The sequence below is a fragment of the Dactylosporangium salmoneum genome (assembly GCF_039532525.1).
GTDB classification, from domain to species: Bacteria; Actinomycetota; Actinomycetes; order Mycobacteriales; family Micromonosporaceae; genus Dactylosporangium; species Dactylosporangium salmoneum.
The window spans coordinates 369963-391595 of the sequence record NZ_BAAARV010000016.1 but is presented as its reverse complement, the minus strand read 5'-3'; the positions used below and the strand labels follow the sequence as shown (position 1 = coordinate 391595).

The window sequence follows — 21633 nt, the reverse complement described above, 5'->3', positions numbered from 1 at the left end:
CCTCGTTCCGGTCCAGGGCCAGCAGCGCCCGGGCGTGCGCCACCGCCGGGCCGTCCACAGTGGACTCCAGTAGGCGGGCGGCCTCGCCGGTGCGGCCCAGCGCGCGGTAGGCGCGGGCCAGGTCGGCGGTCACGGCGGCGTCCCGCGGCAGGGCGCGGTGGGCGGCGGACAGGTCCGGCTCGGCCGCCGCGGGGTCGTGGCGCTCGGCCGCCGCCCGCCCCCGCAGCCAGCGGCAGCGGGCCAGCTGCTCGGCCAGGGCGGCCCGGCGGATCGCGGCACGGGCCAGCAGCAGGGCCGTCTCGGCCGCCCGCTCGTGGCCGCGGGCCAGGAGGGTGTCGGCGACGGCGAGGTGCCCGCGGGCGGCCGCCAGCGGGTCGTCCTCGCCGGACAGGGACAGGGCGGTCCCGGCGCTGCGGGCCGCGGCCGCCCACTCGCCGGCCTCGGCCTGGGCGACGGCGAGGTCGGCGTGCAGGACCAGCAGGGCGGACGGGTCGGGGAGACCGGCCGCGTGGAGGTCCTCGACCGCCCGGGACAGCAGGTACGCGGCGTAGCGCACGTCGCCCTGGGCCCGCACGCAGGCGGCCCGGCCGGCGAGCGCGCCGGCGCCGTGGTGGGCGGGCTGCTCGGCGTAGCGCTCCTCGGCCGCGGCGAAGTGGGCGAGCGCCGTCACCGGATCGCCCTCCGCCAGGGCGAGGCGGCCCAGGCCCTCGTGGGCGCCGCCGGCGACCTCGGGCTCGGCGGTCAGGGCCGAGTAGGCGGAGCGGGCCGCGGCCGGGTCGTCGAGGTCGGCCTCGGTCAGGGCGCGGATCAGCAGTACCCCCGCGGCGGCCGGACGGCCGGTCACGAGCTGCTGCCGGCTGATCCCCAGGCGCTCGGCGAAGTGGGCGAGCGCGTCGGTGCTCGGGGTGCGGCGGCCGGCCTCGACGGAGGAGACGTAGGCGGCGGTGTACCGCGGCTCGGCCAGCTGCCGCTGGGTCATGCCCTGCGCGGTGCGCAGCTCGTAGAGCCGGCGCCCGATGTCCGTCATCGGAGCACCCGCGCGGCCTCGAGGCCACGGCGGAACGTGCCCGCCGCCGCGGCGGTCTCGCCCTGGGCCAGCTGCAGCTCGCCCAGGGCCCGGCAGGTCGCCATGACCTCGGCCATCAGCCCGATGCGGGCGTAGCGGTCGGTCGCACGCTGCAGCAGCTCCTCGGCGCCGGCCTCGGCGCGGGCGGCGGCGACGAGGCCGAGCAGGCGATCGGCCTCGGCCATGCACTCCAGGTGCTGGGAGCGGGCGCAGACCTCGGCGGCCTCGCGGGCCAGGCGCCCGGCCGCGGCAAGGTCGCCCTGGCGGCGGCGCACCTCGGCGAGCTCCAGCGCGGCCCCGGCCAGGTCCTGCGTGGCGCCCACCCGCTCGAGCACCCGGCAGGCGGCGTCGAAGGCCTCGGCGGCGCCGTCCAGGTGCCCGACCCGGCGCAGCACGTAGCCGTGGGCCCAGCGGCACAGGCCGACCTCGCGGGTGAGGCCGAGCTCCTCGTAGAGCCGGCCGGCGTCGGTGAACATGCGCTCGGCCTCGGCCAGCTCGTCTTCGCCCCGGCGCAGCTGGCCGGCGATGGTGAGGAACTGGGCCAGCCACTCGCGGTTGGTGACCCGCGGCAGCAGCGGGCGGGCCTGGGCCTCGATCTGGCGGGCGCGGTCGCGCCAGTCGAGCTCGAGGTAGGCGTACATCAGGCCGCTGGACAGCCGCAGCTGCGCGTCCGGGTCGCCGTCGGCGGCACGCCGCTCGGCGGTCAGCGCCGCCTCGACCGCGGCCACCGCCCCGGCCGCGTCACCGGCCGCGAACTGGCAGTAGGCCCGCCGGGCGAGCACCGCCGCGCGCGGGGCGGGGCCGGCCGCGGCCAGCACGTCGCCGAGCCCGTCGAAGGCGGCCATGGCCGCGGTCAGCTCGCCGCGCTGGAGGCGGGCCTCGCCGACCAGGTACCCGGCCCAGCAGGCCAGGTCGGTCAGCCCGTAGCGGGCGCCCTCGGCCAGGATGCGGTCGAACACGGCCTCGGCGGCGTCGGCCTCGCCCTGGGCGAGCGACCGGCGGGCGTCGCGCAGCGCCGCCGCGAGCTCGTCGGCGAGGCCGGGCGGGCGCGCGTACCGCAAGTCGTCGAGCTCCACGTCGAGCCGCCGGGCCACGTGCCGCAGCAGGTCGTCGGTCGGGGAGCGGATGCCGGCCTCGACGGCGGCGAGCAGCGCCCGGCTGTACTCGGGCTGCGCGAGGTCCCGCTGCGTGAGCCCGCGGGCCGTCCGCAGCCGGCGGATGCCGGCCCCGACGGACTCCACGGCCTCGGCACTCACGCCAACCACTGTACGGCCGGGGCACGCGACCGAGGTGGAGCGGGCGCCGGCGGGGAGGGCTACGAGACGTGGAAGCTGGCGCGGTACGACTGCGGGGGCACGCCGACCACCCGCCGGAAGTGCGGCCGCAGGGCCACCCCGTCGGAGAAGCCGCTTGCCCGGGCCACGGTGTCGATCGGGCTGCCGGTCGTGGACAGCAGGTGCTGGGCGCGCAGGACCCGCTGGGTGAGGAGCCACTGCAGCGGGGAGCAGCCGGTCGCCTCCCGGAAGCGGCGGTCGAAGGTGCGCCGGCTCAGGTGGACCTCGGCGGCCAGGGCGGCCACGTCCAGGGCCGGGTCGGGCAGGCGCTGCAGCGCGAACCGCATCGCGTCGGCGATGGCGTCGCCGGCCGGCAGGCGGGGGACCGGGTGCTCGACGAACTGGGCCTGGCCGCCGGCCCGCTGCGGCGCGACGACCAGGGCGCGGGCGACGGCGTTGGCCACGGCCGGGCCGTGGTCGCGGCGCAGGAGATGCAGGCAGGCGTCCAGGCCGGCGGCGCTGCCCGCGCTGGTGACGATGGTGCCCTCGTCGACGTACAGGACGTCGCCGACCACGGACACCTCCGGGTAGGTCTGCGCGAAGTCGTCCAGGTGACGCCAGTGGGTGGTGGCCCGGCGCCCGTCGAGCAGGCCCGCCTCGGCCAGGACGAAGGCGCCCATGCACAGGCCGACCACGGTGGCGCCGCCGGCGTGGGCGCGGCGGAGGGTGTCGAGGACGGCAGGGGCGGGCGGCGGGCCGCCGGGCGGGCGCCAGCCGGGGACGATCACCGTGCCGGCGCCGTCGAGGGCGTTCAAGGTGGACGGCGGCGTCAGCGCGATGCCGGCCGTCGTGGCGAGGGGGCCCGAGCGCTCGCCGGCGGTGCGGACCTCGAAGCCGGCCGCGCCGAACACCCGGGGGGCGACCGCGACCTCCAGCATCGGAGCGCCGTCGCCGATGATCACGCCAATCATGGCTTGAACCTATCGCACGACGTCCTTCAAGCCACTCACGGGCGCCGGGCCCGGCGGCCAGGCTGTGCGGCATGGAATTCACGCACTTCGGCGGGCCGACCGTCCTGTTCACCTACGGCGGCCTGACGCTGCTCACCGACCCGACGTTCGACGGCCCGGGGGAGTACCCGCTCGGCCAGCGCGTCCTGGTCAAGACCGCCCCGCCGCTCGCACCCGCGCCGGAGCGGGTCGACGTCGTGCTGCTCTCCCACGACCAGCACCCGGACAACCTGGACCGCTCGGGCCGCGACTATCTGGCGTCGGTACCCCTGGTGCTCACCACCCCGCTCGGCGCCGGACGGCTCGGGGGCGCCGCGCGCGGGCTGGAGCCGTGGGCGCAGACGTCGGCGGGCGGGGTCACGTTCACGGGGGTGCCCGCCCAGCACGGGCCCGACGGCACCGAGCACCTCACCGGGCCCGTCACCGGGTTCGTGCTGCGCGCACCGGGGGAGCCGACGCTGTACGTCAGCGGCGACAACGCCTCGCTGGACGTCGTGCGGGCCGTCGCCGCCCGCTTCCCCGACATCGAGGCAGCGGTGCTGCACGGCGGCCGGGCCCGCACCGCGCTGCTCGGCGAGGCGAACCTCACCCTGGACGCGGCCGGGCTGGTCGAGGCAGTCCGGATCCTCGGCGCCCGCGAGGTGACGGTGGCCCACGTCGACTCCTGGGGCCACTTCACCGAGGACCGGGCCGCCGTCGAGGCGGCGTTCGCGGCGGCCGGGCTCGAAAAGGTGCTCGTCTAGGCCATGCGGGTGATGTCCATGAGGTGGTGCTCGCCCTCGTGGACGGTGTGCCGGCCGAGCCACAGCAGGGTGCGCTCGACCGGCTCGGGCCACGGGTAGGAACCGACCCGGGCCAGCGCGGCGGCGTCGAGCGCGCCGAAGGCGGCCGCGAGGCGTTCGGCGTTGGCGGCCAGGTCGGCGAGCACGGCGGAAGGCTCCTGGGTGTTGTACGCGCGGGTCACCACGAGCTCGTCCCGGCCCATGGGCGCGAACTCGGGGGCGTCGACCCGCAGGGCCAGCTCGAGGCGCTCCCGCTGCACGTCGAGCACGTCGCGCAGGTGGCAGGCGTACTCCAGGGGCGACCACACCTGCGGGGCCGGCCGGCGGCGCACGTCGGGGACGGCGGCGAGCGCCGCGGCGTAGAGCCCGGCGAACGTGCCGAGCCGGTCCGGGATCGCCCCGGCATCGACGGTCCCGTACTCGAACCCGCACTCGTCACATCGATCCACGCCGGTCACGGTACTTGGAACACGAGCCTCCCGACGAGGCGGAACGGCAGGCGGCCGGTGCGGACCGGCTCGCGGCGGGACGGGATGCCGGGCACCTCGCCGCGGCGCAGCGCGATGCGGGCGTCGTAGATCCACATCCGGCCGCCGGGGCGCAGGACGCGGCGCAGCTCCCGCACGCCGGCGGCCGGCTCGGTCCAGTGGTGCAGGCTCATCGACGACACGATGAGGTCGAACGTGGCGTCCATGAAGGGCAGCGCGCCCACGTCGGCGACGGTGAACGTCACCCGGTCGGCCAGGCCGCGCGCCGCCGCGCCCCTGCGGGCCTCCTCGATCATCGCGGTGGACAGGTCGACGCCGTCGACGCGGGCCCGCGGCAGGGCCTCGGCGAGGGCCAGGGGGACGCGGCCGGGGCCGGTGCCGGCGTCGAGGATCCGCGCGCCGGGCGGCAGCCCCGCGCCTTCGACGTCGGCGACGATCCTGCGGTACATCGGCGTGAAGAAGGAACGAACCAGCCCGTGGTAGAGGCGGGCGTGCCCGGCCAGGCCGAACATGCGTTCGTGAGCGTTCATGAACACCATGTTCGGTTACGCTCGCTGCGGGGGCGTTCGATACCGCACACGGGCGCGGATCCGTCCGGGAAGTGGGGTGGCCGATGGACCGCCGGGTGCGCCGCACGCGCCGGATTCTCGGCGAGGCGCTGGTCGAGCTGATCATCGAGCAGGGGTACGAGCGGACCACCGTGCAGGACGTGCTGGACCGCGCCGACGTCGGGCGGTCCACCTTCTACACCCACTTCCGCGACAAGGACGCGCTGCTCATGGCCGGCTTCGAGGACCTGGCCGAGCGGCTGCGGGCCGACCTCGACGCGGTTGGCCCCGGCGTGCCGCCCGCACCCGGGCAGCCGATCGAGGGGCTGTTCGCGCACGCGTACCGTAACCGCACCGTCTACACCGCGCTGTTCGGCCGGCGCGGGGGAGCCGTCTTCGCCCGGCGGCTGCACGAGCTCGTCGCCGGCCTCGTCCGCGCGCATCTCGCCCCGCACCTGGCCGCCGCCCGGGCCGGCGTGCCGCTCGACGTGGCCGTCGAGTTCGTGACCAGCGCGGCGATCGGCCTGCTGGTGTGGTGGATCGACGGGGGCTTCCAGTTCTCGCCGCAGCGGATGGCGGTGTTGTACCAGCGGTTGGCCGCGCCCGGCATCAGCGCCGCGGTCGGCTCGCCTCTCAGCGACTTCCCAGTCTCCGCACAGCCCGCGAGGAACCATCTCCCCGATCGTTGAGCGCATGACAACTCAGGCCGCCCCGCGGGTGCAGGCGAGGCGGCCGGATACGCCGTGGTGGTGGGCGGGCGCGGACTTCATCGGCTCGGCGGCGGCCCGCGCCTACTGGTGGACGCTGTACGCCGCCGCGGCCGGCGCCGTGCTGGTCTACCGGATCGGCCGGCCTGGCGCTGGACGCCGTCGTGCCGGGTCCGGGCGGCCACCACGTCTACGTCTGCGGCCCTCCGGACTGGACGGATGCCGTCCTGCGCGAGGCCCGCGCCGGCGGCGTCCCGTCCGAGCGGCCGCACACCGAACGGTTCGCCTGGTGACCGCGAGGAGGTCCTGATGCGCCGGATCGCGCTGTGGCTCGCGTCCACGGTGGCCGCGCTGGTGTTGCTCTTCAGCTACCGCACGAGCACGGGTGCGTTCTCCACGGCTACGGCGCCGCCGACGTCCGGTAGCGGCGCCACCGGCTCCGGCAAGACCTACGACGGGTCGACCGTGCAGACCCGCTGGGGGCCGGTGCAGGTGCGGATCACCGTGGACGGCGGCAAGATCACCGACGTCGCCGCGGTGACCTACCCCAACGGCAACCGCCGCGACCTGGAGATCAACGACTACGCGCTGCCGCAGCTGCGCAGCGAGGTCCTCCAGGCGCAGAGCGCGGACATCGACAGCGTCTCGGGCGCGACGGTCACCAGCGAGGGGTACAAGGAGTCGCTGCAGGCCGCCCTGGACGCCGCACACATCGACTGACTTGACTGATCCGTTATCGGATATTTTTGGGAACGGACGTGCCGGGGGCGCGCGACGCGGCACAATTGGCCGGTTTGCATCCCTGGCCACTAGGAGTTTCCACGGCATGGCGACGGTCCACGTTCTGGATCAGCGCACCGCGCGGCGCCCGCTGCACGTGCGGCAGCGCTGCCGGCTGCTGTTCCTCAACACCCAGGAGCTGGACCCGATCCGGGACATGGGGCTGACGCCGTACCGGGACTGGATCGCCGAGGTGACCCGGCTCGCCCCGGACCAGATCCACGTGGTGAACGTGGCCGACGGCGAGCCCCTGCCCGAGACCATCGACGCCCACGCCATCATCGGCGGCGGCTCGGGGCACTCCTCCTACGAGGAGCTGCCGTGGATCCGGCGGGTGAAGCAGTACCTCACCGAGGCCCAGCGCCGCGGGGTGCCCGAGCTGCACATCTGCTGGTCGCACCAGGCCAAGGCGGAGACCGTCGGGGCCGTGTCCAAGGTCGGCCACCACGGCCGCCGGTTCGGCATCGAGCGGCTCACCCTCACCCCGGCCGGCCGCCGCGACCCGCTCTTCCACGGCCTGCCCGACTCCTTCGACGTCTTCACCTCGCACGTCGACGCCGTCTACGACCCGCCGGCCGCCTGCGAGTTCGGTTCCGTGACGGAGCTGGCGCGGGGCGAGGTGTACCGCAACGAGGCCCTCGCCATCGGCCCGACCGCCCGCACGCTGCAGGTGCACCCGGAGCTGACCGCCGGGATCGCGGCCGCCCTGGCCCGGGTCCGGCGGCCGCAGCTCATCGCCGAGGGCCGGCTCGGCCCGTCGGTGGTGGACTACGCCGCGTTCCTGGAGTCCCTGGACTGGGCCGACCGCGAGATCCGGGCCCGGATGCGCACCCTGCTGGACAACTGGCTGCGCTACTACGTCGCCCCGGTGCTGTAGCCGGGTTTCAGCTCACGAACATGCCGGTGGCGTTGACGCACGTGCCGGTGATGCCCCGGGCGGCGCCGGGTTTCAGCTCACGAACATGCCGGTGGCGTTGACCCACGTGCCGGTGATGCCCCGGGCGGCGGGGGAGGCCAGGAACGCGATCGTCTCGGCGATGTCGGGCAGCCGCGGCGAGCGGCGCAGCAGGCGCAGCGAGTCGAGGTGGGCGTGGATGCCGGCCAGCGCGCCCTCGTCGATGCCGGCGTTGACCGTCCGCAGCTTCTCGATGGTGAGCGTCTCCGGGATGCCGGCCACCCAGATGCCCATGACCCGCACGCCGTTCGGCCCGAGCTCCATGGCCAGGCTGCGCACCAGCGCGTCGAGCGCCGCGTCGGCCGGGCAGGTGCTGCCCATCATCGGGCTGGTGTGCGCCGAGCCGCTGTTCAGGGCCAGGATCAGCCCCTCACCCTGCTCCGCCATCCGGCGGGCGGCGGCCCGGGCGGTGACGAAGTTGCTGGTGAGCCCGGCGGTGACGGCCCGGGTGAGGTCGGCCACGCTCATGTCGACCAGCGGGACGCCCTGCACGTCCCCGCGCGGCACCAGGTTGAGCGACACGTCGATGCGCCCCACGCTCGCCGCGTGCGCCTCGACCGCGTCCTCGTCGAGCGCGTCGAGCACCGCGGCCTCGGCCTTGCCCCCGGCGGCGCGCAGCCGCTCGGCGAGGGCCTCGAGCGGGGCCGCGGTCCGGCCGGTCAGGTGCACCGTGGCGCCCTGTCGCGCGAAGACCTCCGCGACCGCCGTGCCGATGCTGCCCGCCGCGCCGTAGATGACCACGTTCATCGCTGTTCATTCCTCCTCGTCGTCCCGGCCGTGTGCCGTGGACGCGAGGTGTAACGCCGCCCTCCGCCGGAACTCATCGGCGGCGTCTCAAGAAAGTTTGATGGCCTCGCCGACGACGAGGTCCTCGATGCCGTACAGGAACCGCTCCATGTCGTCGCGGGGCAGCACGGCGGCGTCGGCCGTCATCGCGAGCTCCAGGCTCCCGGGCGCGTCCTGGGCGTCGAGGGCGAACGTGGTGTTGCGCCGGGGCGCGTGCTCCACCGGCCAGGTCAGCGTGGTGCGCGCCCGGGCCCGGTGCAGCGGCTCGTCGGCGGGCGCGGCGTAGCCGAGGATCGGCATGAGCCCGCGCGTGTCGTTGACGAAGCACGAGTGGTCGCAGGTGGCGCGCAGCTGGGCGATGTCGCGCTCCAGGGCGAGCTTGTCGTAGTACGCGTGCCGCTGCGCCGACAGCGCCGCCCCGAAGGTCCGCCGGACCAGCCCCGCGAAGTCCCCGGCCGTGCCTGGCAGGTGCAACAGCCCCTCCTGCGCGATCGTGTTCACCGCCCCCGCCATCCCGGGCCGGAACCGGTTGTTCACCACCACCTGGAACACCGCGTCGGGCGCCCCGCCGAGCCGCGCGGCCGCGGCGGCCGCCGCCGCGAGCAGCACCGCGTTGGGGCTGACCGCCAGCCCGCTGGCCACCCGGTCGAGGGCCAGCGCCAGCGCGGGCGAGTTGAGCACCGCGTTCGGGAACACGTCCGCGGCCGGCCGCCCGGCCCGCTCGGGGAACTGGCTCTCGGGCCCGCGCGTGAGCTTGTCCACCCACGACCGCCGCGCGCTCGAGTCCTGCCGCCGCCCCTTGTCGGACTGCTGGAACGCCGCCTCCTCGAGCGGCTGCAGCAGCTCCTCCTCCGGCAGTTCTCCCCCCGCGCACAGTGCGCCGCACTCGGCGAGGAGGTTGCGCAGCCCCCAGCCGTCGGTGGCGGTGTGGGAGAGGGAGAGGATGAGGTACCCGACCCGCCCCTCGGCCACCACCACCCCGACCCGGACCGGCAACTCGCGCTCGGCGTCGAACGCCATGCCCTGCAGCTCGTGGTAGAAGGCGTACGCCGTGTCGATCACGTCGGCGGGCGCGCACTCGCGGGTGTGCACGGGCACCGCCCCCTCCGCGTGCACGACCTGCTGCAGGCGGTCATCCCCGTCCGCGAGTCGTGTCCGGAGCGAGTCGTGGCGCCGCAGCAGCGCCCGGATGATGTCGGCGACCCGGTCCATCGGCAGCGGGGGGTCGAGCCGCAGGCCGCCGGAGACGTTGTACCGCGCCGCGTCGTCGCCGAGGCGCCGGACGACGTCCCAGATCGCACTCTGACCCCAGGTCGCGGGGCCGGTACCCGCCCGGGCCCCGGCGAACACGAGCTCGGACTCCACGCCGTGAGTCTCGCGGATCAATGGATGGTTGTCGACGCCCGCTCGGCCGCCATATACCGGGCCGCCACCCATTTCACCCGGCCGCCCCGGGTGGCTTCCACGCGGAGCGGGCGTTCTACGGGAGCGGGTCCTCACGCGGCGCGGGCCCTCTGGGCGGCGCGGACGTTCCACGCGGCGTGGGCGCTCTGGGCGGCGCGGGGCTCTGGGCGGCGCGGGCGTTCCACGCGGCGCGGGCGCTCTGGGCGGCGCGGGGCTCTGGGCGGCGCGGGCGTTCCACGCGGCGCGGGCGCTGGGCGGCGTGGGCGTTCCCCGCGGAGCGGGTCTTCACGCGGCGCGGGCGCTCTACGCGGCGCGGGCGCTCTACGCGGCGCGGGCCCTCCAAGCGGCGCGGGCGCTCTACGCGGCGCGGGCCCTCCAAGCGGCGCGGGCCCTTCCAGGCGGAGCGGCCAACTCGGCGCGGCTGAGAACGTCGGCTTTGTGCGCATCCAGCGCTTTTCGGACGCCGAAACCGCCCTGCCGGTTATTACGCCTGTCGGGGTATAAATCCGACATGTCGTGGCGCGGAGCGCCCGACATGTCGGGATCGCCGATCCATCCCGCCAACAACTCGCCACGGGCAAGGGCCGGCGGGCGGGTTGAGTCAGCCAGGTGTCCGGATTTTTCGGACATGGGAGCAGCTCCGAGGCACCCCGACGTGGGGCTTGGTAGAAATCGCAGATGCTGCAAAACGGCGTGCTGTGCTTCCGCAGGCGCAAGCAATAACATCGATGCGTCCCATTGTGGAGGACCGATGCTGTGCGCATCGGCCCTCCGCAACGCGCCGTCAGGCGTCAACGGTTCGAAAGGTGGCACCGTAGCGTGCCCCTGCACAATTCACGGGCGGCGTCGGCAGCGCCGTCGGTGATACAGAAAATCGTTTAGTGGGCGGGATCGAAGCGGCCGTGCTTGGCGCCGTCCACAAACGATTCCCAATCCGTGGGCGTAAATTGCAGGACCGGCCCAAGGGGATTCTTGCTGTCGCGGACGCCGATTCTCGGGCCCGCGAACGCGACCTCGACACAGTTGCTGCCGCCGTTACCGTTGCTGCGGCTGCTCTTACGCCAGGCGGCGTGTTGAAAAATCGTCTCCATACATAGCACCTCCCTTCCTGGCGGGACTCCCCGGCCAATCAGTCGTCGAGCAGGCGCTTGATCATGCCGATCGACGCGTCCTGGCCGAGTGCTCTCGTGCTGAGGCGCTCGAACTCGACCCGGTAACGCTTGACCTCTGCAGGCTGCTCTTCGTAGTAGTCCCCGGCAAGCCCTTCGAGGTACACGACGTCCAAGTGGGCGACGTCCGGGAACTCCAGCAGTGCGACCGAACCGCCGAGGAACGCATGCTCGCCGGCGTCCAGTGGCAGGATCTGCAGCGTCACGTTGGGCCGTTCGGTGGCCTCGATCAGGCGGCGCCACTGGTCGCGCATGACCTCGACGCCGCCGACGTGCCGGCGGACCACCGACTCGTCGACGATCGCCCACAGCTGCAGCGGCGCCGGGCCGCTCAGCCGTCGCTGCCTGGTCTTTCGCAGCTCGACCCGGCGTTCGAGGGCGGCCTGGGGGTCGTGGCTGCGGCCGCTGCCCATGAGCGCGCGCATGTACCGCTCGCTCTGCAGCAGGCCGGGCAGCACGATCGGCTCCCAGACCTTGGCCGAGGAGGCGTCGGCCTCCATGCCCACGAAGTTCCCCGGCCGCATGACGTCCTTGTAGTCCGTCCACCAGCCCCGCTGGCGGGCCAGCCGGGCCAGGGTCATCAGGGCGTCGCGGTAGTCGCTGTCCGCCACGCGGTACAGCGTCAGAAGATCGTTCACGTCCCGGGGGGTGACCGGGACGCGCGCATTCTCGATGCGGGTGACCTTGGCCGAGTGCCATTCGAAGTGCCGCGAGACGTACTCCTGGGTGAAACCCGCGTCTTCCCGGCACTTCTTCAACTCGGCGGCCAGCCGACGGCGGCGCAATGTCGGCCCCTCGTCGACAGCCACCGTTACCTCCTCCGGTGCTCTGGTGGTGTCCGTTCTCACCCAGTGATCTTAAACAATTCGGCGTTGGCTGATACTCCGAGTCTAGTACTCGTTGCACTACGCGTAGTGCTTGGTACATGATGCTGGGGACATCGAGGTGAACCCCCCACTCATTCATGATCTCCTTTCGCCAAGTGCCGAGGAGTGTGTCTTCATGCTGGCCAACAGCTATTTCCTGATTGCGCACGACGACCGGACGGGCCGCTCCCGCCTGCACCCGAGGGCGACCGGGCTCGGCCTGGCGGCGGGCCTGCTGGGCGAGCTGATGCTGTTCGGCCGGCTCCGGGCGATGACCGGCGACCTCTACGTCGTGAGCCACGAGCCGCCCGGCGACTCGCTCGCGCACACCCTGCTCGATCTGCTCGTCGCCCAGCCGCAGCACAAAGAGATCCGCACGTGGCTCGCCTACCTCTCGCAGGACGCGGCGGACCAGGTCGGCGAGCGGCTGCTGCGGGCCGGCGTGGTCGAGCCGGTGACCAAGCGCAAGCTGCTCGGGGCCCAGACGCTGTACATGCCGGTCAGTCCCGACCAGCGCAACGCCGCGGCGTGGGAGTCGATCCGGCTCGCCGAGGCGCTGGGCCGGCGCCGGTCGATGAACCTGTCGGACCGTGTGCTCGTGGCGCTGGTCGTGGCCACCGGCCTGACGAAGTACGTCTTCTTCAGCCCGCAGCAGCAGCGCGACTGCATGCAGGCCATGCCCGGGCTCATGAGCTCCCTGCCCGACGACCTCGTCCAGCTCGTGCAGTACACCGAGGCCGCGGTCGGGTCCGCCCTGGCCGCCGGTCGCCGGTGAACAACCCCCGCTGCCTGAGGAGTTAAGCGAACCATGGCGCGTTCCACCATGACCGGGCCCGACATCGTCACCCGCGGGCTGGCCAACAACCGGCTCGGCGTGCCGTCGGTGGTGTTCTTCGGCGTCGCCGGCGCCGCACCGCTGACGGTGATCCTCGGCTCGATCTCGACGATCTACGCCGTCGTCGGCAACACCGCCGTTCCCCTGGTGTACTTCGTCGCCGCCCTCATCCTGTCGCTGTTCACGGTCGGGTTCGTGGCCATGAGCCGGCACATCGTCAACTCGGGGGCCTTCTACAGCTACATCAGCCACGGGCTGGGCCGCATGATCGGGGTGGCCGCGGCGTTCATCGCGCTGCCCGCGTACGCCGCCATGCAGATCGGCCTGCTCGGCCTCTTCGGCGTCGTGGCGAAGGGCATCCTCGCGGCCAGCGGGGTGAAGACCAGCTGGTTCGTGTGCGCGCTCGTGGGCTGGTTCCTCGTGGCGATCCTCGGCGTGCTGTGGGTCGACCTCAGCGGCAAGGTGCTCGCGGTCCTGCTCACCGTCGAGATCGCGATCGTGCTCATCTACGACTTCGTGATGCTCGCCCACCCGCACGGCGGGAAGGTCGACTTCGGACCGCTCAGCCCGCAGCAGCTGGCCACCCCCGAGGTGGTCGCGATGCTGGTGCTGGCGATCGCGGGCTTCGTCGGCTTCGAGGCCACCGTCGTGCTGTCGGAGGAGGCGAAGGACCCGAAGAAGACCATCGGCCGGGCCACCCACTGGGCCGTGTTCCTGCCCGGCCTGCTGTGCGGGGTCTCGGCCTGGGCGATGTCGGTCAACGCCGGAGACGTCGTCGGGCGGGCCAAGTCCGACCAGACGGACCTGGTGTTCAACCTCGTGGCGTCCTACGTGCCGGAGGCGTTGGTCAACATCGGGTACATCCTGTTCCTGACCAGCGTGTTCGCCGCGACGCTGGCCTTCCACACGTCGGTGACCCGCTACCAGTTCGCCCTCGGCCGCGAGCGCGTGCTGCCGCGGATCTACGGCGTCGCGCACCCGCGCACCGGCGCGCCGATCGCGGGCTCGCTGACGCAGAGCGTCCTCGCGCTGGGCGTGCTCATCGTGTACTTCGTCACGCATACCGACCCGCTGGTCCACCTGTTCGCGTGGATGACGGTCGTCGGCGGCCTCGGCGTGCTGATCCTCATGTGGGCCACGTCGGCCGCGGTGATCGGCTTCTTCCTGCGCGACCGGCGCCGGGAGAACGTCTGGCGCGCCCGCATCGCCCCGATGCTCGCGTTCCTGCTGCTCAGCATCGTGCTCGCGGCCACCGTGATCGGGCTCGGGCAGCTACTGCAGGTGCCGTCGGACTCGCCGTTCAACTGGCTCTTCCCGACCGTCTACGCGGTCTGCGCGACCTTTGGCATCGGGTGGGCCGCGATCATGCGCGGCGCCCGGCCCGAGGCCTACGCCGGCATCGGCCGCGGCACCGAGGGCTTCGTGGTGCCGGAGAACGTCTTCGGCCGCCCGGCGCGCCCGCACCGGGTGACCGCCGACGTCGCCCACCACGCGGCCTAGCCGCACTCGCTGTTCCGGAGAGGATGGTCATGACGCACGCCATTCAGGACGTCGTCGTTCGCGACATCGACCCGGTCGCCACCGAGGAGATCACCGAGGTGCTGGCGGCGGCGATGGGCGACGGCGCCGTCGCGCGCTGGCTGATGCCCGACGCGGCGCTGCGCCGCGAGTCCAGCCCGGAGTACTTCGCCATCTTCGCCGAGCACGCGGTGCGCCACGGCGAGGTGTACGCGAGCGTCGACCCGATCGACGGCAAGCTCTCCGGGGTGGCGCTGTGGTTCCCGCTCACCCAGGCGATCCCGCCGCCGGTCGACTACGACAGCCGGCTGAAGGAGGTGACCGGCCCCGCGTTCGACCGCATCAGCTACCTCGACGCGGCCCTCGAGGCCGAGCACCCGCTGGTGCCGCACCACTATCTGGCGTTCATCGCGGTGCGGCCCGACCGGCAGAACCTCGGCATCGGCAGCTCGCTGCTGGCGCGTCACCACGCCCGGCTGGACCGCGCCGCCCTCCCCGCGTATCTGGAGGCCAACGACCCGCGCAACCGGGAGCTGTACCTGCGCCACGGCTACGTGAGCCGGCCGCCGGTGCTGCTGCCCGACGGCCCGCCGGTGTGGCCGATGTGGCGGGAGCCGTTGGTGTAGAACGCTTCTAGGCGGCGGCGGGGAACTCGTAGAGCCAGTACTGCTGCTCGTCGATGCGCTGCGCCTTCACGTCGCCGGACAGGCGGTGCAGCATCAGCCGCACCACGCGGGCCATGTGCCGGACGTCGTCGGTGCGGTTGCAGAAGTCCAGCGCGATGAGGCCGTTCTGCGCCGCCGCCGTCAGGTACATGGCCGTCACGAGCTCGCCGAAGGCCGTGGCGGCCCGGGCGTCGGCCTGGGTGGCGACGAAGCCGCAGTACCAGATCCGCTTCTCGGCGTAGTGCTGCGGCCAGCGGCGTGCGAAGTACGGCGGCGAGATCAGCGGCACCGCGGAGAGGTTGTTGGTGTAGATCGACATGCCGCGGATCGTGTCGTCGTCGTCCAGGCAGAGGTACTTCGAGATCTGCGGGTCGCCCATGACGTCGTCGAACTCGTGGCGGTACATCAGGTGGCGCTGCACGGCCAGCGCGTTGAGCTCGGCGAATGCCTCCGAGTAGAGCGTCCACGCCTCTTCGCGCTGGTCGCCATCCACTTGATCGACAATCTTGACGTTCATGTCCAGCACTCCGATCGCCGTCGGCCAGGCACACGTGCTTGCTGCATGGGGGAAGCGGTGGGGCAGTCGATCAATTACCTTCGATCGTTTGTGTATTGAGAGTAGTCCAAGAGTCACCGAGTGCAATATGGTGACTGCAATCCGTCGCCATTTGCGATCTCGGGAGAGTCCATGGACCGCCCGTACGGCTTCCCGCCGGCCCCCGAACTCGTCATTGACCTGGACAAAGTTGCCGCGAGCTACCGCGCGTTGGCCACGGGTTTGCCAGGCGTCAACGTGCATTTCGCAATGAAGTGCAACCCGCACCCGGAGATCCTGGCGCTGCTGCACGCGCTCGGGTGCCGCTTCGAGATCGCCTCCGCCGCCGAGCTCGACGCCCTGGTGGCGGTCGGGGCCGACCCGGCGCTGGTGCTGTCGAGCAACCCGGTCAAGCCGGCCGCGCACATCGCCCGGCAGTTCGCGGCCGGGGTGCGGTGCTTCGCCTTCGACTCCGAGAGTGAGCTGGACAAGCTGGCCGTGGCCGCGCCGGGGGCGGCCGTGTTCGTGCGGCTGGCGGCGCACCAGATCCGCAGCGGCGTGCCGAGCGAGGGCAAGTTCGGCGTCGGTGTCGACGCCGCGGCGGCGCTCATGCTGGCGGCCCGCGGGCGCGGCCTGGTGCCCTGCGGCGCCGCCTTCCACGTCGGGTCGCAGATGCTGCTGCCGCACGCCTGGCGGGCGCCGCTGCGGGCCGTGGGCGCCCTCATGTACAAATTGGCGGCCGAAGATGTGTTCTTGCAAATGGTGAACCTTGGCGGTGGGTTTCCCGCGCGGTACGCCGGAAAGACGCCAACGCTGGCCGAATATTGGGCCACGATCGACGCCGGGCTGCAGGATCTGCCGTATCGCGTGGCCGCCGTCTGTGAGCCCGGGCGGGCGCTCGTGGCCGAGGCCGGGCGCCTGCGGGCGACCGTGATCGGCACCGCCGAGCGGGGCGGCCGGCGCTGGGCGCACCTGGACGTGGGGGCCTTCAACGGGCTCATGGAGAGCCTGGAGACCGGCAACCAGCTGCGGTTTCCCGTCTCCGACTCGCGGGGGAGCGCGACCCGCGACCGGTTCCACCTGACCGGGCCGACGTGCGACAGCCAGGACACGATCATGTTCGACGTCGAGCTGTCGGCCGACCTGCGCACCGGCGACGAGGTGTACCTGGAGTGCGCAGGCGCATATACCACGGTTTATGCGTCAAGGTTCAATGGTTTTGATGTGCCGGTTGTTCGCTGTGTGACTGGTGTGGCCATTGAAACCAGTGATGACGCTGCGTACTGTGGTTGATGCGCTCAGTTTCCTGATCTCCGTCGTGCTTCCTCGGTCCGACTAACGGAGGAACCGTGTCCCGAACCCGCCGGATCGTCCATGCGCTCACTGCCGCGGCGCTTGTAGTCCCCGCCGCCGTCCTCGCCACGGCCGGGCCGGCCGCCGCGGCCGCCGACGCCGTCGCGTCCGGTGGATACTCCGCCGTCATCAAGCGCACCTCCTACGGGGTGCCGCACATCACCGCCAACAGCGTCGGCAGCGTCGCCTTCGGCCAGGCCTGGGCCTACGCCGAGGACCGCTTCTGCGACCTCGCCGACCAGATCGTGAAGGTGCGCGGCGAGCGGTCCCGCTGGTTCGGCCCGGGGGCGGACGGCGCCAACCTCGCCACCGACTTCGCCTACGCCTCGCTCGGCGTCGTCGACCGCGCCCGCACCCAGCTCGCGCAGCTCTCGCCCGAGGAGCTGTCGATCGTCAACGGCTACGTGCGCGGCTACAACGCCTTCCTGGCCACCAGGGGCGCCACCCGGGTGCCGGGCTGGTGCGCCGGCCAGCCGTGGGTCGGGCCGATCACGAATGTGGACCTGCTGGCGTACGAGCGCGATATCGCCCTGCTGGGCAGCGGTGGCGCACTGCTGGCCCCGATCGCCGCGGCCACCCCGCCGGTCACCGCCGCGCCGGCGATCGCCCCGTCGCTGGTCCGCGAGGGTGCGCAGCAGCTGATCGACCAGGACAAGAAGCTCTCCAGCAACGGCTGGGCACTGGGCGCCGACAAGTCGCAGACCGGCAAGGGCATGCTCGTGGGCAACCCGCACTTCCCGTGGGAGGGCGAGCTGCGCTTCTGGGAGTCCCAGCTGACCGTGCCGGGCAACGTCAACGTGTACGGCGCCAGCCTCGGCGGCCTGCCCGGCGTGCAGATCGGCTTCACCGACAAGGTGGCCTGGACGCACACGATCGCCGCCGGCCAGCGCTACACGTTCTACGCGATGACCCTCGACCCGTCCTCGCCGACGCGGTACATCGTCGACGGGCGCAGCGAGGCGATGGCCGGCAAGACGGTCACGGTGAAGGTCAAGCAGCCCAACGGTTCGCTGCAGAACGTCACCCGCACCATGTGGTCGACGCGGTACGGCCCGGTGCTGGACCTCGGGGCGCTCGACCCGTCGCTGGGCTGGAGCACGGTCAGCGCGATCAGCTACCGCGACGCCAACATCGACAACGACCGGCTGACCCGGGTCTGGTGGAACATGGCCCGCGCCACCGACGTCAACGGGCTCAAGGCCTCGATCGGCCGCGACCAGGGCATCCCGTGGGTCAACACGATGGCCACCGACTCGGCCGGCAACGCGCTCTACCTCGACTCCTCGCCCACGGCCAACCTCTCGGCGTCGGCCCTCGCGGAGTGGGGCAGCAACCCGCTCGGCCTGCTCGACGGCAGCAACAGCGCCAACGCCTGGGTCGTCGCGCCGGGCGCCCGCTCGCCGGGCCTGATCCCCTTCGCCCAGCAGCCGCAGCTGCAGCGCCGCGACTACGTGCTCAACTCCAACGACAGCCACTGGGTGCCCAACGCCAACCAGTTCCTGACCGGGTTCTCGCCGCTGCAAGGCCCGGAGGGCGCGCCGCTGACCGTGCGCACCCGGCAGAACTTCAAGCTGGTCGCCAGCCAGGCCAAGTTCGACCTCGCCGGCCTGGGCACCACGATCCTGTCCGGCGACACGTACACCGCCGCGCAGCTGGCCGCCTACACGGTCGCCGCCTGCCGGGCCCGCGGCACCACGCCCGTGGTCGTCGACGGCGCGCCGGTCGACGTCAGTCCCGGCTGCACCGCGCTGGCCAACTGGGACAAGCAGTTCGAGCTCTCCAGCCGCGGCGCGGTGCTCTGGCGGGAGACGGTCGGCGCGCTCGTGGCCCAGAACCCGGGCGCGCTGGACGCCGACGGGCCTCTGTTCGGCACGCCGTTCAGCGCCACCGACCCGACCCGCACCCCGCGCGGCGGGCCGGCGTCGCCGGACGCGATCCTCGACGGGCTGGCCCGGGCCATCCTGCGGATGCGGGCCGTCGGGCTGGCGCTCAACGTGCCGCTTTCCCAGGTGCAGTACACGATCAAGAACGGCCAGAAGATCCCGGTGCCGGGCTCGACGGAGAACATCGGCATCGCCAACATGGCGCAGTACGAGGCGGTGCCCGGCTCCTCGCTCGAGCCGTTCATTGACCCGGGCACGTTCGCCGACGGCAGCGACCTCACCGACAAGGGGTACGTGGTCAACTACGGGACCAGCTTCCTGCTGACCCTGGCCTACACCTCGAGCGGGCCGTCGGCCAAGTGCATCCTCACCTTCAGCGAGTCCGCCGACCCGGCCTCGTCGCACTACAGCGACCAGACGCAGCTGTACTCCCAGAAGAAGCTGCGCGACTGCCGGTACTCGGACTCGGCCATCTCGGCCGACACCCAGTCGATTGAGCTGGTCGCCGCCACCGCTTGATCGATATCTCGCTCTGTGGGCCCTGACCTGCTCGGCTGGTTAGCCGGGCGGTCAGGGTCTAGGGTTGCGTAGGCGGGCACACGGCGGTGTCGCACCGGGAGGTTGGCATGCAGGCCCAGGACCAGCCAATGCTTCCGATGGCAGCGACCGCATCCTCACCCTCCGTGTCCGTTCCGGCACCCATGCCGCTGAGCCCGTCCTCCTTCCGCTCCCGGGTCTCCCGGGTGAGCCGCACGCTCGCGCCCCGGTCCCGCCGCACCGCCACCGTCGAGGCGCCCGCGCTCGCCGCCCTCACGGGTGGGGGCGAGCACGACGACTGGTCGATCGAGCGGGTGCTCGCCGAGCGGGCGATCGAGCCGCTGTTCCAGCCGATCGTCGAGCTGCACTCGCTGCGGCCGGTCGGCGTGGAGGCGCTGGCCCGCGGGCCGGCCGGCAGCCGGCTGTGGCACCCGCGGCCGCTCTTCGCCGCGGCCGTCGCCGCCGGGCGCCTGGCCGAGCTCGACACGCTCTGCGCCGAGCGGGCGTTGGAGCTGGCCCGGGCCGCCGCCGCGCCGCCGCCGCTGGTGTTCGTCAACGCCGAGCCGGCCGTCGTCGACCAGCCGCCGTCGGCCCGGCTGCTGGAGCTGATGACGAGCGACCCGCCCTTCCGGATCGTGGTGGAGTACACCGAGCGGTCGCTGGCCGCCCGTCCGGCCGCGCTGCTGCAGCTGGCCGCCGCGATCCAGTCCCACGGCCACGGCCTGGCCCTCGACGACGTCGGCGCCGACCCGATGTCGCTGGCCTTCCTGCCGCTGCTGGAGCCCGAGGTGGTCAAGCTCGACCTGCAGCTGCTGCGCGCCCCGCACTCGCCCCGGACCGTCGAGGTGGTCGCCGCGGTGCACGCAGTGGCCGAGCGGACCGGCGCGCTTATCGTCGCCGAGGGCATCGAGACCGAGGACGACCTGGCCAACGCCCGTGCGCTCGGGGCCAACTGGGGTCAGGGACTGCTCTTCGGCGGCCCGGCCCCGCTCGCGCCCTTCGACGAGGCCGGCATCGCCGACACCGCCGACCTGGGCTCGGCCTCGCTGCTGCGCCCTTCCCGGCCCGGGCTGCACCTGCCCTCCGGCACGCCGTTCGAGGCGGCCGCGGCCCGGGGCAAGGCGCGTCAGGGCACCGCCGCGGCGTTCGCCGCCCACATGGATCACCTGCTGCGCCGGGCCCACCAGGACCACGGCGCCGGTGCGGTGGTGCTGGCGTCCTGCACCGACGCCGAGACCGCACTGTCGTGGCTGCCGTCGCTGCGCGGGCTCGCCGAGCGGGCCGCGTTCGTCGGCCTGGTCGCCCCGTTGGACCCGGCGGCGGTCGGCCCGGGCGTGCGCTTCGCCGCCGGCCCGGGCGCTGAGGTCGAGGAGTGCGCGGCGGTGGTCATCGCGCCGCGGTACGCGGCGGCGCTGTGCGGGCGCGGCGGCCACGAGTCGATCGCCTTCGCCCACACCGAGGACCGCGCGCTGGTCGCCTCCATTGCGCGCATCGTCCTGCAGCAGCTGCCCCGCTGACGTCCGCCCGCACTCGGGTGTCTGCCCGAGGCCGGGTGTCTACTTGAGACGCTCGTTGAGCCCCTCGACGAACTCCAGCACGCCCGGCGGGCCGTCCACGATGAGGTCGGCCCGCTCGGCGAGCCGGGGCACCTCGTCCGAGCCGCTGCAGACCTTGAGCCCGGCCAGGCCGGCCTCCCGCAGCCGCTCGACGGCGTCGAAGGCGGCCAGGTCGCCGAGGTCGTCGCCGAAGTAGGCGACCGCCCGGACCCGGTGCTGCTCGGCGATCGCCTCCAGCGCGTGGCCCTTGTCGATGCCCGGCGGGCGCAGCTCCAGGACCATCCGTCCCGGCTCCAGCGCCAGCCCGTGCCGGCCGGCCAGCTCGCGCAGCGGCTCGCGCAGCGCCTCGAAGGCCTGCTGCGGCTGGTCGGCCCGGCGGGTGTGCACCGCGACCGACATCGTCTTGTCCTCGACCGACACCCCGCGCAGCCCGGCCCGCTCCAGCAGCCCCGGCAGCTCGGCCCGGGCCGCCGCCACCCCGGGCAGGGCGGGCTCGGAGACCACCGACCGGCTGCCCCAGTCCCAGCGCTGCATGCCGTAGAGCCCGAAGATCGAGAAGTGCTCCAGCGCGGCCAGCTCCCCGAGCTCGCCCAGGCGCAGCACGTCGGCGACCGGCCGGCCGGTGATGATCGAGACCGATCCGGCCAGCTCGGCGAGGCGCCCGAGCGCGGCGACGACCCCCGGATAGGGCCGGGAAAGCCCCGGGTCGGCCACGATCGGCGAGAGCACGCCATCGAAGTCGAACGCGAGGGACGCCTCCTGCGGCCGGTCGAGGATCGCGGCCAGCCCGGCCGCACCTTCCGCCGTTCCGGGGCTTTTCAGCACCATGCACCGAAGGCTACCGGACGGCCACGGATGCCACCTATGACGTGGTGACGCGGCGCACAGCCGCATAGCTCGGCCCGGTTCCCCAAAG

Annotated in this window: 22 protein-coding genes; 11 read left to right on the top strand and 11 right to left on the bottom strand. The window is 73.2% G+C overall.

Annotated features, from left to right (window positions below; translation table 11 throughout):
• The 3 genes from ABD352_RS09385 to ABD352_RS09375 form a co-directional block, all read right to left on the bottom strand.
• On the bottom strand, nt 1-1027 hold a 1027-nt coding region (locus ABD352_RS09385), incomplete at its 3' end, for a helix-turn-helix domain-containing protein (protein WP_344611856.1).
• Entirely contained in the window at nt 1024-2322 is a 1299-nt protein-coding gene (locus ABD352_RS09380) for a helix-turn-helix domain-containing protein (protein ID WP_344611855.1), read from the bottom strand. The genes ABD352_RS09380 and ABD352_RS09385, both read right to left, overlap by 4 nt.
• A gap of 59 nt (nt 2323-2381) precedes the next feature.
• Entirely contained in the window at nt 2382-3311 is a 930-nt protein-coding gene (locus ABD352_RS09375; protein ID WP_344611854.1) for a GlxA family transcriptional regulator, read from the bottom strand.
• 71 nt (nt 3312-3382) lie between these two features.
• Between ABD352_RS09375 and ABD352_RS09370 the strand changes: the two genes are divergently transcribed.
• Nucleotides 3383-4093, top strand: a complete 711-nt coding sequence (locus ABD352_RS09370; protein WP_344611853.1) for an MBL fold metallo-hydrolase — start codon at nt 3383-3385, stop codon at nt 4091-4093.
• Here the strand turns inward: ABD352_RS09370 and ABD352_RS09365 are convergent.
• Nucleotides 4090-4581 (bottom strand): DinB family protein, encoded by a 492-nt coding sequence (locus ABD352_RS09365; protein WP_344611852.1) that lies wholly within the window; start codon nt 4579-4581, stop codon nt 4090-4092. The genes ABD352_RS09370 and ABD352_RS09365 overlap by 4 nt on opposite strands.
• 5 nt (nt 4582-4586) lie before the next feature.
• Nucleotides 4587-5150, bottom strand: a complete 564-nt coding sequence (locus tag ABD352_RS09360) for a class I SAM-dependent methyltransferase (protein WP_344611851.1) — start codon at nt 5148-5150, stop codon at nt 4587-4589.
• Between the two features lie 95 nt (nt 5151-5245).
• Here ABD352_RS09360 and ABD352_RS09355 point away from each other — a divergent pair, with 95 nt between their 5' ends.
• The 4 genes from ABD352_RS09355 to ABD352_RS09340 all read left to right on the top strand — a co-directional run bounded on the left by ABD352_RS09355 (nt 5246) and on the right by ABD352_RS09340 (nt 7532).
• Complete coding sequence (locus ABD352_RS09355) at nt 5246-5857, top strand: TetR/AcrR family transcriptional regulator (protein WP_344611850.1); 612 nt, start codon at nt 5246-5248, stop codon at nt 5855-5857.
• Between the two features lie 182 nt (nt 5858-6039).
• Entirely contained in the window at nt 6040-6168 is a 129-nt protein-coding gene (locus ABD352_RS09350) for a hypothetical protein (RefSeq protein ID WP_344611849.1), read from the top strand.
• A gap of 16 nt (nt 6169-6184) precedes the next feature.
• Nucleotides 6185-6595: an FMN-binding protein gene (locus ABD352_RS09345; RefSeq protein WP_344611848.1), complete on the top strand. Its 411-nt coding sequence runs from the start codon at nt 6185-6187 to the stop codon at nt 6593-6595.
• Nucleotides 6596-6701: 106 nt separating this feature from the next.
• Nucleotides 6702-7532 (top strand): type 1 glutamine amidotransferase, encoded by an 831-nt coding sequence (locus ABD352_RS09340; RefSeq protein ID WP_344611847.1) that lies wholly within the window; start codon nt 6702-6704, stop codon nt 7530-7532.
• A 72-nt stretch (nt 7533-7604) separates the two neighbouring features.
• Here ABD352_RS09340 and ABD352_RS09335 read toward each other — a convergent pair whose 3' ends face one another.
• The 4 genes from ABD352_RS09335 to ABD352_RS09320 all read right to left on the bottom strand — a co-directional run bounded on the left by ABD352_RS09335 (nt 7605) and on the right by ABD352_RS09320 (nt 11778).
• Nucleotides 7605-8357: an SDR family NAD(P)-dependent oxidoreductase gene (locus tag ABD352_RS09335; protein WP_344611846.1), complete on the bottom strand. Its 753-nt coding sequence runs from the start codon at nt 8355-8357 to the stop codon at nt 7605-7607.
• An 87-nt stretch (nt 8358-8444) separates the two neighbouring features.
• A complete protein-coding gene (locus ABD352_RS09330; RefSeq protein WP_344611845.1) occupies nt 8445-9761 on the bottom strand; it encodes a condensation domain-containing protein in 1317 nt (438 codons plus the stop codon).
• A 917-nt stretch (nt 9762-10678) separates the two neighbouring features.
• On the bottom strand, nt 10679-10891 hold the full coding sequence (locus ABD352_RS09325; protein ID WP_344611844.1) for a DUF397 domain-containing protein: 213 nt from the start codon (nt 10889-10891) through the stop codon (nt 10679-10681).
• A 38-nt stretch (nt 10892-10929) separates the two neighbouring features.
• Nucleotides 10930-11778, bottom strand: coding sequence for a helix-turn-helix domain-containing protein (locus ABD352_RS09320; RefSeq protein WP_344611843.1), 849 nt, complete (start codon nt 11776-11778; stop codon nt 10930-10932).
• 193 nt (nt 11779-11971) lie between these two features.
• Here ABD352_RS09320 and ABD352_RS09315 point away from each other — a divergent pair, with 193 nt between their 5' ends.
• The 3 genes from ABD352_RS09315 to ABD352_RS09305 are packed head-to-tail and all read left to right on the top strand — an operon-like array spanning nt 11972 to nt 14814.
• Complete coding sequence (locus ABD352_RS09315) at nt 11972-12610, top strand: GOLPH3/VPS74 family protein (RefSeq protein WP_344611842.1); 639 nt, start codon at nt 11972-11974, stop codon at nt 12608-12610.
• A 33-nt stretch (nt 12611-12643) separates the two neighbouring features.
• On the top strand, nt 12644-14170 hold the full coding sequence (locus tag ABD352_RS09310; RefSeq protein ID WP_344611841.1) for an APC family permease: 1527 nt from the start codon (nt 12644-12646) through the stop codon (nt 14168-14170).
• Between the two features lie 29 nt (nt 14171-14199).
• Nucleotides 14200-14814: a GNAT family N-acetyltransferase gene (locus ABD352_RS09305; RefSeq protein WP_344611840.1), complete on the top strand. Its 615-nt coding sequence runs from the start codon at nt 14200-14202 to the stop codon at nt 14812-14814.
• A gap of 7 nt (nt 14815-14821) precedes the next feature.
• On the opposite strand, the gene ABD352_RS09300 is transcribed toward ABD352_RS09305, so the two are convergent.
• Nucleotides 14822-15370 carry a hypothetical protein gene (locus ABD352_RS09300; protein ID WP_344611839.1) on the bottom strand — a complete coding sequence of 183 codons (549 nt, stop codon included), beginning with the start codon at nt 15368-15370 and terminating at the stop codon, nt 14822-14824.
• Nucleotides 15371-15541: 171 nt separating this feature from the next.
• Between ABD352_RS09300 and ABD352_RS09295 the strand changes: the two genes are divergently transcribed.
• The 3 genes from ABD352_RS09295 (at nt 15542) to ABD352_RS09285 (ending at nt 20678) form a co-directional block, all read left to right on the top strand.
• Entirely contained in the window at nt 15542-16681 is a 1140-nt protein-coding gene (locus tag ABD352_RS09295) for a type III PLP-dependent enzyme domain-containing protein (protein ID WP_344611838.1), read from the top strand.
• A gap of 56 nt (nt 16682-16737) precedes the next feature.
• Nucleotides 16738-19143, top strand: coding sequence for a penicillin acylase family protein (locus ABD352_RS09290; RefSeq protein ID WP_344611837.1), 2406 nt, complete (start codon nt 16738-16740; stop codon nt 19141-19143).
• Between the two features lie 164 nt (nt 19144-19307).
• Entirely contained in the window at nt 19308-20678 is a 1371-nt protein-coding gene (locus tag ABD352_RS09285; RefSeq protein WP_344611836.1) for an EAL domain-containing protein, read from the top strand.
• A 39-nt stretch (nt 20679-20717) separates the two neighbouring features.
• On the opposite strand, the gene otsB is transcribed toward ABD352_RS09285, so the two are convergent.
• Nucleotides 20718-21545, bottom strand: a complete 828-nt coding sequence (gene otsB / locus ABD352_RS09280; protein WP_344611835.1) for a trehalose-phosphatase — start codon at nt 21543-21545, stop codon at nt 20718-20720.
• Nucleotides 21546-21633 lie beyond the last annotated feature (88 nt).